This window comes from Parasphingorhabdus sp. (genome assembly GCF_039939955.1).
In the GTDB taxonomy this organism is placed as follows: Bacteria; Pseudomonadota; Alphaproteobacteria; order Sphingomonadales; family Sphingomonadaceae; genus Parasphingorhabdus.
The window spans coordinates 492,922-511,214 of sequence record NZ_JBDVHS010000005.1 but is presented as its reverse complement, the minus strand read 5'-3'; the positions used below and the strand labels follow the sequence as shown (position 1 = coordinate 511,214).

Below are 18,293 nucleotides of genomic sequence, written 5' to 3'. Positions count from 1 at the left end.
GAGGCGGCACGTCGGTCACGCTTTTTTCTTACGGCGGCGCAAGCTCAACCGAGGAACCGCTTGGCTTTTCTTAAGCGCTTTACCACGTCCAGAAAGAGATGGATTAGTCATGAAGTAACGGTGCAAATTGAATGGTTTGCTGGAAGCCTCAACCCGAGTGTAGCTGCCATCCGCGTTCAATTCCCAACTCTGTTCATCATCGATCAAATTGGCCACCATGACTTGATCCAAAATCTGGTCATGGACGGTTTCGTTAGTGATAGGCATCATATATTCCACTCGCCTATCAAGGTTACGCGGCATCCAGTCCGCAGATGAAATATAGAGGTTTGCGCTATCATTCGGTAGTTCGCCGCCATTGCCGAAGGCCCATATACGACTGTGCTCTAGGAAGCGGCCTATCACAGATTTCACCCGGATATTATCCGACATGCCCGGCACATCTGGCCTCAAACAACAAATACCTCGGACCACCAAATCAATTTCCACACCGGCATTGCTGGCCTGATATAATTTTTCAATCAGCGCAGGGTCCACCAGTGAATTCATCTTTGCCCAGACCATTCCCGGCTTACCCGCACGAACATTCGCAATTTCCTGATCGATCAGCCCCATCAAATCCTCGCGCAAATGACGCGGCGACATGGATATGAGCTCGAGTTTCTTGGGCTGGACATAGCCCGTGATATAATTGAACAATTGAGCTGCATCGCGCGCGGCCCGGGGGTCAGCAGTGAAGAAACTTAGATCCGTGTATATTTTTGCCGTAATCGGATGGTAGTTGCCGGTCCCGAAGTGACAATAGGTGCGATAGCCTTCCTGTTCTTTACGGACGACCATCGATATTTTGGCGTGGGTTTTCCACTCGATAAATCCGTATACAACTTGCACACCAGCTCGTTCCAGCGCACTTGCCCAGAGCAGATTCTGCTCTTCATCAAAGCGAGCCTTAAGCTCGACAATTGCAGTCACGGACTTGCCGGCTTCAGCAGCATCAATCAACGCTCGAACAACGGCAGATTGCTTGCCAGCGCGATAGAGCGTTTGCTTAATCGCTACGACATCGGGATCGGCAGCCGCCTGCCTCAAAAATTCAATCACCACCTCAAAGGATTCATACGGGTGATGGACCAATATGTCCTTGTCCCGGATGGCGGCGAAACAATCGCCACCATGGTCACGAATACGTTCAGGAAAACGGGGACTATAGGGCGTGAATTTAAGATCAGGACGGTCTTCATTGACCAGAATGTCGAGATCGCCCACGCCTACCAGTCCATTGATCCGGCTTTCAGTCGCGCCATCATCCAGCAAATTCTCACGCAGCATTGCAACGACTGGTTCCGCCAGATTTGGTCCCATTTCCAATCGAATCACATCGCCACGCCGACGACGCTTGATCGCGCTTCGGAAATAGCGGACAAGATCTTCCGCTTCTTCCTCAACCTCGATGTCGCTGTCACGAATAATCCGGAACAGGCCGCTACTTCTGACTGCATAGCCGGGGAACAGAATATCAGAAAATTGCTGGATAACATTCTCAACGGAAACATAGATTGCCGATTCACCCGGCAAGCGAATGAAGCGCGGAAGACCGGAAGGAATCATCACCAATTCACGAATGCCCTGATTATCCGATTCCCGAACCAGATCGAAAACTAGGCTCAACCCCTTATTCCGAATGAACGGAAATGGATGGGCGGGATCAAGCGCTTGAGGCGTCAGTACCGGGAATATTTGATCCAGAAAATGCTGCCGAATCCAAGCCTTTAGATCATCGGAAAGTTGGTCCACAGCCGAAACAAAAATGTCCTCATCCGAAAGGGTGTCGGATAGGGCAGACCAAACGCGCTGTTGATGGTCAAGTAAAGCCTCTACCCGGATCGATATCGCATCTAGTTGCTGGGTTGCAGTCAAGCCATCCGCCGATCGTTCTTCGATCTTCTGGCGATATTGCCCTACCAGTCCGGCAAAGCGAACCATGAAAAACTCATCTAAGTTGCTACCGGAAATCGACAGGAAACGCAGCCGTTCAAGCAAAGGATGCGCGTTATTTTCAGCCTCTTCAATAACCCGTTCGTTAAAACCCAGCCAACTTATCTCCCGATTGAAATAGCGGTTGCTGCCATCTTCCGAAAACGCGCTAGCACCATCATCCCCGAGCATCATCTCGGCATCCGGCAACTCTACAGCAGGATTTTCCATGGGCTATGCTTTCACCTTTTCACCATCAGCGTCAAAAAATGTGAGTGCCGATTTTGCGATAGCCAAATTTATCGGCTTTTTCGTTTCGATCGCAAGCGCATCCATCTTTTTCGCCAATTTCTGCACCATGGAATATGATCGTATCATGCGCTTTTCCAAATAGGCCAACGCATCTGCCGATATCGTCAGACCGCGCATAGCAAAATATTTTTGAAACAACCCATCGATCATAGCCTGATCGGGTGCTCCGATCTCTAGATGAAAGGACGCAGCTAGACGGGATTGCAAATCTGGAAGTTCCACGCCCCATTCAGATACCGGCTTTGCAGACAAAAGCAGCAGCGGCTGTTTCTCACCATTCGCGCGATTCCAAAGATGAAATATCTCCGTATCTTCATATTGAGACGCATCGTCGATGCACATCCCTCCGCTGTCCGCTTCAAATGCAGCAGCCATAGTGGTTTTGCCGGACGCTTCCGGCCCAGTCAGGATCATTGTATGGTGGGACCAATCACCCCAATGTTGCAAATGCTGATGCACCTCGGCATTCGCAGCCGTAACCAGATATCGGCCATGATCCGCTTTTGGGTTTTGCTCAAGAGGTAGGGCTATCTGACTCATGGTCTCGCTTCACTACTGTCCGGAACGACTGATACGTATGACGCCCGCTCCTTGCTGAACCTGCCAGCCTTGTCCCCGAAGGGCTTGTGCGAGGGCAGAGATATCACCTCTATAGGTAACGTTCATTACAGAAACACCGCCAAGCGCAAGACTGGATGTCGAAGCAGACGTAACACCAGGAATCACCCGCACCAAGGTTTCAGCCCGCCCGACAGCGCCCACATCTGGCGTATCAAATTGCAAAGAAACACTGGTCGTTGCAACCGGCGCTTGGACTGACGCAACGGCCGGCGCTGTATCGTCGGTTTGCGATTCATCATCCTCGACGACGCTTGCCGAAGATTCCTCATCGCCGCCGCCCGGAACCAAATTTCCATCCTGATCAAACTCGAACCCGTCGAGATTCAGATCATCGATATCAAAAGGATCGTCTCTGATCAGCGATTTATCAGTTTTCAATATCCCGCGAGACAAAGCAGCGGAATAGATATTGTCCAACCGTCCAACACCTTGATCCAGCATCTTAGGTATATCTTCGCTACGATCCACTTTCAGCGTAAAACTCTCGATGTACCGGTTATCTGGGCCATATCGCGCGGTAAAATGTGCTTCTACCGGACCACCGGGATAGTCATAGTTCAGCCGAACCATAGGAATGATGACGTCGGCCGCACCAAATTGATCCAAAATATTCCGCCACCAACGCCGACTCGGGCGATCGGCCTGCCCAGCAGTTAACACCAACGATTCGCTGTCCGTTCCATAGGGGCGTACATAATCAATCGCGCTATCACCGGATTGGAAACGCGCCCACGCTTTTTGCCATTCAGTACGATTTTCGAAGACTTGAGGAGCCCCTCCACTCCACATTATCGGCAGGACGAGCAGCGGTGGAGAGCGCAAACGCCGGCCGCCGACTCCAAGAATCGAGCCAGCTCTCGCCCGATCGAACATCACACCCAGCGTAGCAATATAGCGTCTTGGTCCGATTTGTTCCTGCTCGACGATAATGGCAGAAACAATCGAATTGAGCCGATCGTCGGATAGTCCGGACGTCGTCGCCCCTTGAGTCCGCTGGTAGATTATCTTCCAAGCCTTACGTTGCGCTTCTTCCCAGCCCTTTTTGCGCGCGTCAAAGGCATTGCGGCCACGCACATCAACTTCGACGCCCGTGACTTCAAAATCACCAGTGCTGGCCAATGGTGCAACGCCGCGCTCTATGCCTTCCAACTGGGCATAGACGACCGTGCCCGCAAGCATGATCACTGCGGCAAGAATGGCCGCAACCTTGATCTTAAAGTCAGTCAAAAAACTCATTTGCGCCCTTTTGACGATTATGGCGTGGAAATCCAGCCGGTAGTTGTCTAATCGCTCATGCTATGAGTGAAAAGCAAAATGAGCCGGATTCGTACACCTATGCGAAAGCGGGTGTCTCCATCGAAGCGGGCAATGCCCTGATCAAGGCAATCGCGCCATTGGCAAAAGCCACGGCGCGTGCCGGTGCCAACGCGGAACTAGGCGGTTTCGGGGGGTTTTTTGATCTGAAGGCTGCCGGCTATCAGGACCCGCTTCTAGTAGCGGCCAACGATGGCGTCGGAACGAAGCTGAAACTGGCGATTGACTATGATCGTCATGATACGGTCGGAATCGATCTTGTCGCCATGTGCGTCAATGACTTGATCGTGCAAGGTGCAGAACCTTTGTTCTTCCTCGACTATTTTGCCACCGGAAAACTGGAAAATGGTATTGCGGAGCGTGTTGTGGCCGGCATCGCGGAAGGCTGCAAAATATCAGGCTGCGCGTTGATCGGTGGGGAAACGGCAGAAATGCCAGGCATGTACGCCGACGGAGACTATGATCTAGCTGGCTTCTGCGTAGGCGCTGTGGAACGCGATAAGGTCGTAACCGGAGCGGGTGTCGATTCGGGCGATATCCTGCTCGGGCTCGAATCTTCCGGCGTTCATTCTAACGGATTCTCGTTGGTCCGGCGCTTGGCAGCCGATAAAGGCTGGAAAATGGACCGCCCTGCCCTGTTCAACCCGGATATATTGTTAGTGGAAGCATTGATCGCTCCCACAAAAATCTACGTAAAGCCGCTTCTGCCGTTGATGCAAACCGGCCGGGTCAAGGCGCTTGCCCATATCACCGGTGGCGGATTGCTGGAGAATATCCCGCGCGTATTGCCCGAAGGACTACACGCCCATGTCGATGCCACGAGCTGGGATCAGCCCCGCCTCATGGCGTTCCTACAAGCCCAGGGCAATATCGAGCCAGAAGAAATGGCGCGAACATTCAATTGCGGAATCGGAATGGTCTTGGCTGTGTCCCCCGATGATGCAGAGGCAATTACCTTAGATCTCGAAGCAGCTGGTGAAAACGTCCATCATATCGGTGATGTTCAGGGAGGAACGAAAGGCTGCTCCGTATCGGGCAAACGCGGCACATGGTCAGCGACGGACGATTGGACCGCAACCTACAATGGCTGAAAAGGCCAAAATCGCGATACTGGTTTCCGGCCGTGGATCCAATATGGCGGCACTTGTTTATGCTGCAAAATCAACCGACTGCCCCTATGAAATCGTGCTTGTGGCTTCCAACAATGCCGAAGCTCCCGGCTTGAAGCTTGCGGAAGCGGAGGACATTGCGACCTTTGCCCATTCACATCAGGGGCTGTCGCGGGAAGAACATGATAAAATCATGCATGATGCAATCGTCCACTCCGGGGCCGAATATGTCGTGCTCGCCGGTTATATGCGGATTTTGAGTGATGGATTTGTAGAGAAATGGGTCAATCGGATGCTCAACATCCACCCCAGCCTATTACCTAAATATAGAGGCCTAGACACCTACCAACGCGCCATTGATGCTGGAGACACCGTCGCTGGATGCAGCGTACACTTGGTTACTACGGAACTGGATGACGGACCGGTGCTCGGTCAAACCGAGGTTGCAATCCTGCCGGATGACGACGCCGAACGCTTGGCCAGCAGGATATTGATTGCAGAACATCAGCTATATCCGAAAATACTTGCCAAATATGTGACGCGAGAAGCTGACCCCGCTTGGATTTTAAATCGGGTCCGAGAACGTGCATTGGCGCTTACCGAAACCCATGAGCGGGAAAGCTTCGGTTCCCCTGGATGGCGAGTGGGCAGTGAAAAAACCGGGAAATACTTTGCCTATTTTACGCAAAAACTGCACGGTGAAGCAAGCGTCGGCTTGCTGGTCAAAACAAGTGGACTTGATGAACAGGCCGCACTGATCGATGCCGATCCCGACCTATATTACGCTCCTAAATTTTACGGAAAGTCGGGTTGGATAGCCATTCGATTAAATACCGGCCGCACCGACTGGGATCATATTGCTGACTGGCTCTACAAAAGCTGGCGTCTAGTCGCGCCAAAACGACTCACAAAAATGATCGACATTGCAGATCAATTTTAGGAAAAAGACGCACCACGGGCTGAAGTGCTCCCGACAACGAGGAAGAGGGTTGAGATGTTGCCCCAATGATATCTGCTGGTCCAGATTTGGAAAAAGAAGTTTCAACCCGCGATACAATATCATTGATAAACATAGGCATAGGTAAGATCGATACGGCTCTTAGGCCATATAATTGGTAGATTACATTCCGGCCTCTACTGCCAGGCGAACGATATCCGCCGCACTGGGGGCGTTAAGCCGCTTCATCAAAATAGAACGGTGCATTTTTATAGTCCGCTCGCTGAGATTCAACTCATGGGCAATCTGCTTGTTGAGCATGCCTTTGGCGATATACTGCAGCACTTCACGTTGCCGCTTAGACAAATCCTTCACTATGGCAACCGCCCGCATTCTTCGGGCTTTGGCAAGGCTTGGCACATCGGCATCAATTTCCACCTGCGATCCTAGGAAATATTCGAGCTCGCCATCTTCATCGAACAAAGGCGCCACAAGCACCGCGTTCTGGAAAGCCGTTCCATCCTTCTTATAATTTAATATCTCAACCAGAACGGAAGTTCGCTGCCTCACTCCGCGCCGGATTTCTTCCGTCAGCCACGGTTCCGTCGCCTCACCTGACAGAAAGCGACAATTTCGGCCAACAATGAAGTCCCGATCATAACCGGTAAGTTCTATAAAAGCTTCATTGAGAGCGACAATCGGATTGTCAGGCAGCCGAGGATTACAAACCACCGAGGCAATTGGACTATTTTCGATCAACGCCATGACCGCTGCCTTTGGCATATCGGATTTGGAGACCGGACACTGGCCCTGCACGTTCCTATTTTGCTCGCGCTCCATAGCATTAAGCTACTCCATATACAGCGAAAGGCAAGCGGTTGAACGAAGCGACAACAGGCTATTATAGTTTTCTGCTCTCGAGCGGAAAGCCGACATCCACGCTCCGCGGGGCCGAAAAACAGGTTAAGGCGCGTTAGCCGTGCGCCAGAATTTGCCCGAAAAAAGTAAGATAGCTACCTTTTCTTCTTCCGTTTCTTCCGTTCTGCGTAGCGCGCGTCCCGGGCGGCCTTCTTGTCGGCTTCGGTCAGTTCAGGCGCGGCAGCTGCCGTCGCTTTTTCTTTCGCTGCTTTCTGCTCCGCTTTCATTTGCTCGAACGCCGCCCGTTTTTTTTCGCGAGCAATAGCCTGTTTTTCTTCGCGAGCGAGCTGGGCTGCCTTGCGCTCCGCTATCACTTCTGGGCTCAACGGAGCCTTTGCTTTCAGTTTTTTAAGTGCAGCCTGCTTGGCTTTAGCAGCCATCTGTGTGCGTTCTTGAAAGCTTGGTGGTGAATATGTCGGCATTTGACTTGATATTCCCTTGTTGAGCGATGGACCTTAAACATCGAAGAGTTCACGAAAGTGTAACAATGCCTACCGTCTTTGGTGCGGTCGAGCAATGTTTAAGCACCCCCCAAGGAGTTTCAACCTGTTGTGGCTGCGGCATTCTCAATGGTCAAAGGGCTAAATCACGGTTTGACCAATAATGCCCCCCGCTCCATCTGGAAACATCTTGCATTTCTATCTTTTGATAGATATCTATCGGTTGATATAAAAAGAAAGGCAAGCCATGCAGATTCGTCATCATCACTCAGACCTTTGGAACCGCGTAGATAAACAGGCGGTCGAAACGCCCGCGATTTTCGGTCGCTTTGATTTTACTGCCACGCCCGAACGGTTCACCACCAAAGCGTCCCTAGAGCGACGGCCGGAGTTTAAAGATATGGTCCCGGAGCTTATGGAAGACGAAGCGCTGGTCGAAATGATGGCTGGTTATACCTTCATGGGCGACCCAGTTGCGGACGCCTATGCCGCGCGTATTCCGGATCTCGGATTTCGCACGCTTATCGATATGCTCCAAACCGCATGTGATAAGGGCTTGGACGCAGTACCCGATGCACCGCCCGAACTTACGGCATTTATTACCGCTATGGAAAATCGACCTGATTGGGTCGATATGGATCTGGTGCGCGAGGGCGCACGGGTGGAACGAAACCAATATGCGCACCTCACCCCCTTCGCGATCCGCGGCGCCTTTCTTGCGACCTTCATGAACCGCTATTCGGCGCTGCCCATGGCGCTCACCGGCGCGCTGTCTGACAAGCTCGCCGCACGGCGTGTCCATGAGACCGCAAGCTTCTTCACGCTAACGGTGATGCCCGGCGCACTCGAACGTAATGGCGCGGCATTCAAAGCAGCAGCAATGGTGCGGCTGATGCACTCGATGGTGCGTTTCAATGTTATGCAGCGCGACGGCATCTGGGATACACAAACCTTTGGCATCCCGATTCCACAGGTCGATCAGATGCCAGCTGGACAGATTGGTTCCTTTCTCCTTGCTTTCAAAGCCATTCGAGAAGGACGCGACGCATTCACACCAGCAGAGCAAGCCCGGATCGAAATCGCGCGCTATCGCTGCTTCTTGCTTGGCTTGCCCGAGGAACTTCTCGGAGAAACACCGCACGAGATCACCCGGCTTATGCTCGCCAGACAAGCAACTTTGCGCAACGCGTTTGACGACGAGACTTGCGGCGCGCTAGTGCGAGGAACGATGAACACACAATTATCACATGACCAATCACTGGGCGGAAAGATCGACCGCACGTTGGAACGCGGCTTCTCCAAAGCCTATTTTATTCGGCATTTCCTGCAAGGTGATACGAAGCGCTCTAAGGAGATAGGCGTTGATTACACGCTAGGCGACCGGCTGCTCGCGCTAGCCTCTGTTGGACGCATCTATGTGCCGTTGCAGTTCTATAAACTGCTAGCCAAGATTCCGTACATTCGCGAAGCGGCGGATCGACGCCTTATCGGCAAGCTCAACCGTCTGCTCGAACGCTATGGCCATGCTGAATTCGTGACCGACGGCAACAACTATCGAGAATCACATGGCTGAAACCAGGATTAAATCCTCGGCGCCCGCGGCAAAACCACAAGGCTATGCCAAAAGTGACCAGACGCGCAGCACTATCCTCGACGCCGCGCTTGCGGGCTTTGGAGCACATGGCTTTGCTGGCGCAACCACGCGGGGAATCGCCGCAGAGGCCGGAGTGACCTTGCCTTCAATTGCCTATCATTTCGGCGGCAAACAGGGCCTCTATATAGCTTGCGCCGAAGATATTGTCGCACGATATGAACGCAGTGCCACCACTCTGGCATCAACTGGTAAAATCAGTTTCAATACAAGCGGTGATCCCGAACGATGCCGCACAGACCTGAAACGCATGTTACACATGGTGCTCCGGATATTTGCCGAAACCGAAAGCGCCCAGTCGCGCGCTGATTTCGTCGCACGCGAGATGCGTGAACGCGGACCAGCCTTTGCCATACTATATGAACGGCTCTGGCAACCCGGCGTCGAAATGACCGCGCGAATGCTGGCGGGAGCAAAGGACAAACGAGAGACCATGGAAAGTGATCGCACCGAAGCGTTGATGCTAATCTCTAGCCTATTGGCGTTCAACACAGGACGCGACGTCTCTCTCCAAATACTCGGCCGCAAGGTGCTCGATACCGAAACCCTCGCTTTGCTCGACAGTACGATTGATCGTTTTGTGGACGCTCTGACGCGCGCCTAAGCGCTTCCAGGTCAACAGAAAACTAGGGCACGACGCCTTCCACCACCGACTTTGCGTTATCAACACGGATGGCGGCACCATTGATGAACTTACTCTCATCAGAGGCGAGAAACAGCACAGTATTGGCAATGTCGTCGGGCTCCCCCAGCAGGCTGGGTGCAGGCCCTTCGCTTGCCGGTCGCAAATCATCGCGGTCCGTTATTTTTGGGCCAATCTCCATGACCATCGGCGTCAATATGCCCGCTGGATGCACGCTGTTACAACGAATATTATACTGATTGTTGGCGCAATGCACCGCAACGCTGCGAGTCAGACTCTCAATCGCGCCCTTTGCCATGGAATAAGCCACCACAATTGGTTCACCGATGATCGACGCGATAGAACACATGTTGATGATCGCGCCACCGCCCGATGCCTTCATCGCCGGAACGGCATATTTACAGCCATAAAAGGCGCCATCGGCACTGACTGCCATCACAAAGCGATATTCGTCTGCTGTTTGCGTCTCGATCGTACCAGGCTCCACCACACCGGCGTTGTTCACCAATATATCGAGCTTCCCGTGTCGCGAGACGATATCAGCGACGAGATCCTCCCATCCTTGTTCTTCCCGAACATCCTGCACATGAAATTCCGCCGTACCCCCAATTTCTGCGGCGACGCGATTGCCATTGTCGGCATCCATATCGGTCAGAATGACGGTCGCGCCTTCCTTCGCGAACATTCGCGCATCCGCTTCGCCAAGCCCTTTGGCCGCACCTGTTATTATTGCCACTTTGCCTTGCAGTCTGCCCATGCTCTTATCTCCCTCAATGACTATTGCGTTAAAGGCTATGACCAGAGTCAAATAATAACGACTGCCAAAATTAGGAGACATCGGGAATGTACAGTTTGGAGGAGCTATCGGCTCGTGAAGAAATTCAGGATATCCTTCACCGCTATTGCAAAGGCATCGATCGCCGCGACTGGCCGCTAGTACGATCTTGCTTTGCCGATGATCATGTCCACAAACATGCCGAATATGAAGGCCCACCAGATGAATTTATCGGTTTTGCTAGTCAAATATTGGAATTTATTCCCGGCACCCATCATTCAATCTCTAATGTCCATATCGCGCTATCGGCCGACGGCAAAAGCGCCACCACCGAAGCCAATTTTGTTGCCTATCACTATATCGAAGCTGGTCACCCAGACTTCACCCCATGCGAAACCCACGGCAAGGCCACCGACTGGATCGTCGCTGGACGCTATTGCGACACGTTAGAAAAACGGGATGGCAGTTGGATCATTGTCCGCCGTGAAGCCTTCCATGACTGGGAACGCTCCGAAGAGGCGACCAGTTCCGCAGTGACAGTTGGGAACCATGTGAGCGGTAAATAATCAAGCGATCGATTGGCGAAATGCGCTAATTTTCTTTTGATGGCGGATCGGCACCTTCGGTCAGATACCATGGCGCCTGCCCGTAATTCCCCGGGTCGATCCCGAATAACCAGCTCAATGCATCTCTTGCGCTATGATGATAAATTGTACTGTGGCTGTCCTCTTGCCTTCGATCGACATATTTGGCCTGCAGACCTTCCGGTGCGTCTTGATCGAGAGCCAGTAATAGTTCGTCCAGTCCCTTCTGCATCGTTCCGCCTTCATCGGCCATCGTGACATAGAGGCGACGATCAGAGGCTTTGTGCGTCTTCAAATATGTCGCCGCGTTTTTTGCGAGAAACCGGTCGTCCCACCAAAGGCTGGGAGAAACGCTCACATAATCATCAAACATATTCGGGTTCCGCAAAAACACTTCCATCACGAATAGGCCGGCCAGCGATTCACCCAAGATAATTTTGCGACCAGTCTGATATTTGGCTTCGATCAGCGGCATCACTTCGTCTTCAATGTGACGGCGAAAATTTTCCCCGTCGGCGACTTGCCACTCCGCAAATTCAGTTTGATACCGTGGGTCGGTCGCTGGATAGCTTATTTCAGCCCGGCGATTGTGCGTTTTTATACCAACCACAATCATTGGCTGACGTTCCGCATTCACCAAAGTCAATTGAGACAATCCAGCTATATGGAAAAAGTCTTGGTCGGTGCCACCGTCAATTAAATATAGGACGGGGAGAGGAGACTCAAAAACTTCGTCAGCCCAGTCTGGAAGGTCAGGAAGATAGACATTCACTTCCCGCGCCTCTCCATATATTTTTGAATCAACCATATATTGTTCGCCAAAAGCGAGGGGCTTTGCTTCGCTATATGATTGTGCATACACAATTGGCGACAAGCCCATTGGAGCGGACATTATGAGGAATGCAGTAGCAATGAGCATCGATAATCTTTGCATATCCTATATTTGGAGGAAGCGCACGCGACGGTCAATCAATCGATCACCTTATAGGGCCGGACGTCGAACAATCTGGCCTAAGCTTCCAACAGTCTAAGCAAAATCATCAAACTCACAAATATCCCACAAGTTGCTATTGACAATCGTTATCAACTAATCCTACGCGTGCCTCGCTATCAACAGAGGGACCAGACAATGCGCCACCATAAACTTGCTATTCTATGTGCTGCTTCAACCGCAGCAGTTTCTATCTCCCCTGCTTATGCGCAGGACGATGGCTCAGAAAAATCCGTCGCCGGCAAAGAGCAAGGCCAACGTGACGGCATTGGACATGAGATTATCGTTGTTGGGAAACTGACGGGCGTTGCGATTGACCGCGATGAGCTCGACTTTCTGCAAGCGAATGATTTGAGGGATATTTTTCGCCAGGTCCCTTCTGTTTCAGTCGGTGGTTCGCTCGGCATTACGCAAAAAATCTATGTACGCGGGCTTGAGGATTCGCAAATCAATGTGACCATTGACGGTGCTCCGCAAAGCGGCACATTGTTCCACCATGTTGGCCGTGTGAATATTGAGCCTGAACTCCTGGAAACGGTCGAACTGCAGGCCGGTGCCGGTGAAGCGACTTCCGGTTTCGGCGCTATTGGTGGTGCGCTTCGTTTCCGGACACGCGATGCATCAGATTTGTTGGAACCAGGTCGTGATTTTGGCGGAATCGTCAAGGCAGGCTGGTTCTCCAATGATGGCTATAAATTGTCAGCTACTCTCTACGGGAAGCTTATTGGAGATATCGGTATTGTCGGTTCCTATGTCTATTCGGACAGCAATGAATTTCAAGATGGTGACGGCAATCAATTGCGTGGCACCGCCGCGAAGCAGCAACTTGGCTTTGTCAAAATTGGCGGTGAGGTCGGTTCTGGGCACAACTTCTCTCTGAGTTACGAACATCGTGAAGAGGAAGGTGAATTTGGCGCCCGACCAAATTGGCCGGTATTGGTTGGCGATAGCTTGTTCCCAGCGGAAGGCACACGCCAAACAATTATCGGCAATTACGGATATAATTCCGGCGGGGCTATCAGCCTTGAAGCCACAGGCTATTGGACACGCGCAAAATTTACCCTGGATCGCAATGATCGTTGGGGGCTCTATGGCGCAGATATCGAAAGCTATGGCTTTGATACCCGTCTTCGTGCCAAATTTTCTGACCATGACATCGTAGCTGGCGTGGAACACCGCTCTGACAGCGTAGCCAGCGAATATCTTGCCGATGACGCTACATGGCAGCCATGGGCATGGGACCCCAATATTGGTCGATTCGAAGAAACCGGAGACCTATTCGGTATCTATCTACAGGATCACTGGCAGGTCGCCGATCCATTGCTGCTCAGCTTTGGCGTACGCTATGATTCATACAATCTGGATGTCGTCACCTACGACACAGGTACAGAAAGCGATGGGATCTCATTCAATATCGGTGCTGATTTTGAAGTGATTCCGGGCCTTACGTTAAACGCCGGCTATGCAGAAGCATTTCGTGGCAAAGAGATCGGTGATGCTTTCACGCTTGAGCACAGGCCCGGCCGTGATATCCTGCAACCTGGTCTGCGACCAGAGACTGTTGGAAATTTCGAAGTCGGTGCGACCTTTGAACGTGACGGCTTTACCGCTTCCGCCGCCTATTTCGACATGAAGATCAACGACGTTATCTTGGATCAACTCTATCGCGGGCCATTTCCGCAAGACGGCGTCTATTATGAAAATGTTGGTGACTTCACCTCGGACGGTATCGAATTACGGGCTGGCTATCGCACCGGTTCTTTCGGCATCAGCGGTTTCTACAACAGCTACGATTCCAGGATAAATGGCAATCGTATCAATGGCTACGAACAGCTCGCCCTCGGTAATACCATGGGAGATAACTGGAAACTAACGGCCAGTTTCGATCCTTCATCGTCGCTGGGATTTGAAGCCAGCCTAACACGATTTGAAGCCGTGCGTGATCTCGAAGTCTTGTTTCGCGATGCAGAGCTTGGTTTCGTTCCAGCCACTGAGTTGATCGACAAACCGGGCTATACCGTGGTTGATCTTTTCGCCCGCTGGCTGCCTTTTGATGATGGGCGTCTTTCCATAAATGCGGCGATATACAATTTGTTTGATAAGCAATATCTGGCCCATGCCAGTGTCGGCGATTATACCGCAATACCAGACTATGGAATTGTTTCGGGTCTGTCAGAACCAGGTCGGAACTTTCGCCTGACTGCCTCATATCGCTTTTGATGCAGCGGCGCACCGGCCTCAAACTCTGGCATCGCTGGTTCGGGATATTGATCGGCGGGTGGTTGATACTACTCGCCATCACCGGCATGGCAATTGCGTGGTATGACGAACTGGATATCGCTTTAAATCCCGACCTAAGGCAGACGGAGATCAGCCACCACACACCCGTACCGCTAGATATGATCGTTGCTAACGCAAAGGCCGCTTTACCTGGTCTTTCTGTGAACAATGCGCTTCTTGCACCTGAAACAGGCTATACGCACTGGCTGATCGGCAGGCAGGCTTTACCGGACGGCAGCATGCGCGCGATGCAGGTTTTTGTAGATCCAGGCAGTGGCACCGTAGAGGGGTGGCGCGAAAGCGGAGCCTTGCGATTTGACCGCCACCATCTCCTTGATTTGCTTTACGGCCTGCATACTGAATTGCTGGCCCATGAAGTTGGAGCGACTATCGTCGGGATTATCGGCCTGTTTTGGTTGTTCGATCATTTTTTCGCCCTGCCCCTCGCTTTCCCCAACCGTCAGAAATGGCAGGATGCATTCCGAATCGCCGGACGAAAGGGTGGACTGCGTCGCCTATTCGATTGGCATCGTGCCAAGGGCATGTGGTTGTGGCTGCTAACATTCACGATCGCGCTGACCGGTGTTACCTTGTCATTTCCCAATGCGAGCCGTGAATTGGTGCAGCCCCTTTCGCCCATTAGCGGACGACTGCATGAAACCATGCCAGAGACCGATGATGAGATCGGAATCGGAATTGATGATGCAATTTCACGCGTGACAGCGGATATTTCGCAAGTTCATAGTGTCCGAATTTTCCCGGCGGTCGGGCAATATGCTGTGCGAACATATGATGATCGCGACCCCGACAATCAGGGACGCCTGTGGACCTATATCAGCATGAAAGATGGCACAATCACCGGCAATCGGCATGATATCGGCGAAAGCGGCGGTGATCTATTCTTTGCATGGCAATATCCACTTCACTCAGGGCATGCAGCTGGCATAGTTGGAAGACTGATCGTCACCCTGGTGGGATTGATGACGCTACTGCTGTGTTATAGTGGGCTGCGGCTAGTATGGCGACGCCGAGGCAATGCAAAACAAAACAACGCGATTAAACGCTAACATCCGCTTTCCATCCAAAATGGAAACTCCCCGATCGCGTCTCGCAATCCCCACTAAAAACGCCCGGCCGCAAATAATGCAACCGGGCGTCCATAACCATTAGAAATGCGTTGGGCTTAGCCGACGATTTCGTCCTCATTGAAGAAATAGGCGATTTCGATCGCGGCATTTTCTTCACTGTCGGAACCGTGGACCGTATTTGCTTCCAGGCTTTCGGCCAGTTCCTTACGGATTGTGCCAGGTGCCGCGTCGGCAGGATTGGTCGCGCCCATGATGTCGCGGTTCGCCTGCATCGCATTTTCACCTTCCAGAACCTGTACGACGCAAGGGCCGCTGGTCATGAACGCGACGAGTTCGCCAAAGAAAGGCCGCTCGCTGTGGACGGCGTAGAAGCCTTCAGCTTGCTCCTGGGTCATGTGGATACGCTTGGAAGCGACAACGCGCAGCCCTGCCTCTTCCAGCATCTTGGTAACAGCACCAGTGATATTGCGACGCGCTGCGTCAGGTTTGATGATCGAAAATGTCCGTGTCACGGCCATGATATTTCTCCATAGAATAGGGGATGTGGTAAGTTTGCGCCGCCCTTAGCCGTTGCACTGCAACATGGCAAGTTTTCGATATGCTATCGCTGCCCCAAACCTCAACAATAGATGAAATCAAGGGCCTTCCACCCAACGACCGCCATCCTGTTTCCAATAGCGCGGCGTGACCACTTCATTGGCAGCCAAATCCCGCCAAACCGTCCGCGCATGATCAATCTGGTCAGCGGCGAAAAGGAAGAAGGCGCGCTCAAAAGTCAGCGCCTCTTCCCGCCATTGGCCGTCCGAAAGGATGATATAGGGCGCTCCGTTCGCTGCTTCGCATTGATCCGAAATCAGGATCGGTTGATCGGCCTGCCGTTCCGATCCCGCAAAATCGTGGGCGAGGAAGCTTGCCGGATCATCACTCCACAGAGATTTGCTGAGCGCGGCACAGCGAGCCTCGTCCCGCGATACAAGAAACACCCTCTTGCCGACATCCAGCGACTTACTCGCCAACATCGGCACCAGTTTCTCCACCGGATCCCGGGTTAGATGATAGAAATCAACGCGCACCAAATGTTCCGATCAATCTACGCCACATGGTCGCAGTAGGATCAATCTTCGAAATGATCGGCGACATATTGGTTGAGCAAGCGCACGCCATAGCCGGTTGCACCTTTGTCCCAAACCGGACTCGGCTTGTCAGCCCACACCATTCCAGCAACGTCCAAATGCGCCCATTTCACGCCATTTTTCACAAAACGCTTGAGGAATTGCGCGGCCGTAATTGACCCCGCTCCGCGCGGACCAACATTTTTCATGTCAGCAATAGGGGAATTGATGAGCTTATCATATGCCGGACCGACGGGAAGTCTCCACACCGGATCGCCGGATTCCTTGCCAGCATCTATCAGACCCTGAGCAAGATCATCATCATTGCTAAAACAACCAGCATGTTCGTTGCCCAGCGCAATGATCATCGCGCCAGTCAACGTTGCTAGATCAATCATCACTTCCGGCCTAAATATCTCTTGCGTCCAATGCATCGCGTCACAAAGCACCAGCCGCCCCTCTGCATCGGTGTTGATGACTTCAATTGTCTGACCATTCATGCTGGTCACAACATCACCGGGGCGTTGTGCCTTCCCATCAGGCATATTTTCAACCAAACCGCAGACACCAACGACATGTGCCTTGGCTTTGCGACCGGCAAGTGCCTTCATAGTACCAGCAACCGCTCCGGCTCCGCCCATGTCCCATTTCATTTCTTCCATGCCGGCACCGGGTTTCAACGAAATTCCGCCCGTATCGAAGGTTACACCCTTGCCGACGAGCGCCAGCGGAGTCTTCTGAGCACCGTTGGTGCCGTCCCAACGCATCGCGAGCAACCGCGGTGGACGTTCGGAACCTTGCGAAACGCCAAGCAGAGCGCCCATGCCCAGCTTCTCCATTTCATCCCAGCCGAGCACCGTGAATTCCACGCCAAGGCCTTTCAATTCTTCACAACGGGCGACAAAGCTCTCAGGATAGATCGTGTTCGCCGGCTCCGCGACCAGCTCTCGAGTCAAGGCAACACCATCAGCCACGGCAGAAAGATCCTGCCAGGTTTTGGCGGTTTCCAGATCCTGATCGAGCATCGTGATTGTGTGGAGAGTGACCTTTTGCTTTTCTGGCATAGTCGTCCGATATTTGTCATGCCGCCAGCTGCGCAATTTTGCGCCGAAGAGCAGACGCGCCAGAAGCGCCTCGTCCAGACCGGAGGCAGCAACGGCTGCATGCTTGACCCCAGACGCTAGGATTTTTGCGATGGCGGAACCACCTGCAAATTCTGCATCTTTCGCTTTTCCATTGCCCATACCGGTCAAAACCACCCGCAAGACCTGATCCGATTCGGTCACGAAGGTTTCAAACACTTCGCCAGTCTTCCCATCAAACCGCGCCGCTTTAGCAGCCGCCTTCACCGTGTCGGCTTGCTCCAACGCGAAATCGAAGCCTTTCAAACCATCCGCCGCAATCGCGAATATAATTGCATCAGCATCCGAAGGCCGTTCATTGGCAAAATTGAAATTCATGGGGAAACTGTCCTTATTTTTATATTTTGAAGAGTGAATAACCGCAACGGTCCACTCGTCGGTTCGACTCAAACATGAACCAAC

Annotated in this window: 17 protein-coding genes; 7 read left to right on the top strand and 10 right to left on the bottom strand. The window is 52.4% G+C overall.

The annotated features are described in order from the left end of the window. Nucleotides 1-15 precede the first annotated feature (15 nt). From ABJG22_RS07735 to ABJG22_RS07725, 3 genes are read right to left on the bottom strand one after another with little or no spacing between them, the layout of a single operon-like run. Nucleotides 16-2,166, bottom strand: a complete 2,151-nt coding sequence (locus tag ABJG22_RS07735) for an RNA degradosome polyphosphate kinase (RefSeq protein ID WP_348020326.1) — start codon at nt 2,164-2,166, stop codon at nt 16-18. A gap of 42 nt (nt 2,167-2,208) precedes the next feature. Beyond that, nucleotides 2,209-2,826 (bottom strand): chromosomal replication initiator DnaA, encoded by a 618-nt coding sequence (locus ABJG22_RS07730; protein ID WP_348019664.1) that lies wholly within the window; start codon nt 2,824-2,826, stop codon nt 2,209-2,211. A 12-nt stretch (nt 2,827-2,838) separates the two neighbouring features. Next, a complete protein-coding gene (locus ABJG22_RS07725; RefSeq protein WP_348019663.1) occupies nt 2,839-4,143 on the bottom strand; it encodes a heavy-metal-associated domain-containing protein in 1,305 nt (434 codons plus the stop codon). A 62-nt stretch (nt 4,144-4,205) separates the two neighbouring features. Between ABJG22_RS07725 and purM the strand changes: the two genes are divergently transcribed. Both purM and purN read left to right on the top strand, forming a co-directional pair. After that, the gene (purM, locus tag ABJG22_RS07720) at nt 4,206-5,312 is read left to right on the top strand and encodes a phosphoribosylformylglycinamidine cyclo-ligase (protein ID WP_348019662.1); all 1,107 of its coding nucleotides are present in this window, start codon (nt 4,206-4,208) and stop codon (nt 5,310-5,312) included. After that, complete coding sequence (gene purN / locus ABJG22_RS07715; RefSeq protein ID WP_348019661.1) at nt 5,305-6,270, top strand: phosphoribosylglycinamide formyltransferase; 966 nt, start codon at nt 5,305-5,307, stop codon at nt 6,268-6,270. Before purM ends, purN begins: the two co-directional genes overlap by 8 nt. Nucleotides 6,271-6,450: 180 nt before the next feature. On the opposite strand, the gene ABJG22_RS07710 is transcribed toward purN, so the two are convergent. After that, nucleotides 6,451-7,050, bottom strand: a complete 600-nt coding sequence (locus ABJG22_RS07710) for a LuxR C-terminal-related transcriptional regulator (RefSeq protein ID WP_348020325.1) — start codon at nt 7,048-7,050, stop codon at nt 6,451-6,453. 230 nt (nt 7,051-7,280) lie between these two features. Beyond that, on the bottom strand, nt 7,281-7,607 hold the full coding sequence (locus ABJG22_RS07705; RefSeq protein ID WP_348019660.1) for a DUF6481 family protein: 327 nt from the start codon (nt 7,605-7,607) through the stop codon (nt 7,281-7,283). A 265-nt stretch (nt 7,608-7,872) separates the two neighbouring features. Between ABJG22_RS07705 and ABJG22_RS07700 the strand changes: the two genes are divergently transcribed. Both ABJG22_RS07700 and ABJG22_RS07695 read left to right on the top strand, forming a co-directional pair. Beyond that, nucleotides 7,873-9,198, top strand: a complete 1,326-nt coding sequence (locus tag ABJG22_RS07700; RefSeq protein ID WP_348019659.1) for an oxygenase MpaB family protein — start codon at nt 7,873-7,875, stop codon at nt 9,196-9,198. Next, nucleotides 9,191-9,880 carry a CerR family C-terminal domain-containing protein gene (locus ABJG22_RS07695; RefSeq protein ID WP_348019658.1) on the top strand — a complete coding sequence of 230 codons (690 nt, stop codon included), beginning with the start codon at nt 9,191-9,193 and terminating at the stop codon, nt 9,878-9,880. The genes ABJG22_RS07700 and ABJG22_RS07695 overlap by 8 nt, the downstream gene beginning before the upstream one ends. A 22-nt stretch (nt 9,881-9,902) precedes the next feature. Here ABJG22_RS07695 and ABJG22_RS07690 read toward each other — a convergent pair whose 3' ends face one another. Next, nucleotides 9,903-10,676 carry an SDR family oxidoreductase gene (locus tag ABJG22_RS07690; protein WP_348019657.1) on the bottom strand — a complete coding sequence of 258 codons (774 nt, stop codon included), beginning with the start codon at nt 10,674-10,676 and terminating at the stop codon, nt 9,903-9,905. A gap of 86 nt (nt 10,677-10,762) precedes the next feature. On the opposite strand from ABJG22_RS07690, the gene ABJG22_RS07685 reads away from it, so the two are divergent. Then, nucleotides 10,763-11,260, top strand: coding sequence for a nuclear transport factor 2 family protein (locus ABJG22_RS07685; RefSeq protein ID WP_348019656.1), 498 nt, complete (start codon nt 10,763-10,765; stop codon nt 11,258-11,260). A gap of 25 nt (nt 11,261-11,285) precedes the next feature. On the opposite strand, the gene ABJG22_RS07680 is transcribed toward ABJG22_RS07685, so the two are convergent. Next, on the bottom strand, nt 11,286-12,086 hold the full coding sequence (locus ABJG22_RS07680; protein WP_348019655.1) for an alpha/beta hydrolase-fold protein: 801 nt from the start codon (nt 12,084-12,086) through the stop codon (nt 11,286-11,288). Nucleotides 12,087-12,407: 321 nt separating this feature from the next. On the opposite strand from ABJG22_RS07680, the gene ABJG22_RS07675 reads away from it, so the two are divergent. Beyond that, a complete protein-coding gene (locus tag ABJG22_RS07675; protein ID WP_348019654.1) occupies nt 12,408-14,489 on the top strand; it encodes a TonB-dependent receptor in 2,082 nt (693 codons plus the stop codon). After that, entirely contained in the window at nt 14,489-15,616 is a 1,128-nt protein-coding gene (locus ABJG22_RS07670; protein ID WP_348019653.1) for a PepSY-associated TM helix domain-containing protein, read from the top strand. Before ABJG22_RS07675 ends, ABJG22_RS07670 begins: the two co-directional genes overlap by 1 nt. A gap of 116 nt (nt 15,617-15,732) precedes the next feature. Here the strand turns inward: ABJG22_RS07670 and ndk are convergent, their stop codons facing one another. The 3 genes from ndk to ABJG22_RS07655 form a co-directional block, all read right to left on the bottom strand. Then, nucleotides 15,733-16,155 carry a nucleoside-diphosphate kinase gene (ndk, locus tag ABJG22_RS07665; protein ID WP_348019652.1) on the bottom strand — a complete coding sequence of 141 codons (423 nt, stop codon included), beginning with the start codon at nt 16,153-16,155 and terminating at the stop codon, nt 15,733-15,735. A gap of 117 nt (nt 16,156-16,272) precedes the next feature. Further along, nucleotides 16,273-16,710: a DNA polymerase III subunit chi gene (locus ABJG22_RS07660; RefSeq protein WP_348019651.1), complete on the bottom strand. Its 438-nt coding sequence runs from the start codon at nt 16,708-16,710 to the stop codon at nt 16,273-16,275. A gap of 41 nt (nt 16,711-16,751) precedes the next feature. Beyond that, nucleotides 16,752-18,209 carry a leucyl aminopeptidase gene (locus ABJG22_RS07655; protein WP_348019650.1) on the bottom strand — a complete coding sequence of 486 codons (1,458 nt, stop codon included), beginning with the start codon at nt 18,207-18,209 and terminating at the stop codon, nt 16,752-16,754. Between the last annotated feature and the right edge of the window lie 84 nt (nt 18,210-18,293).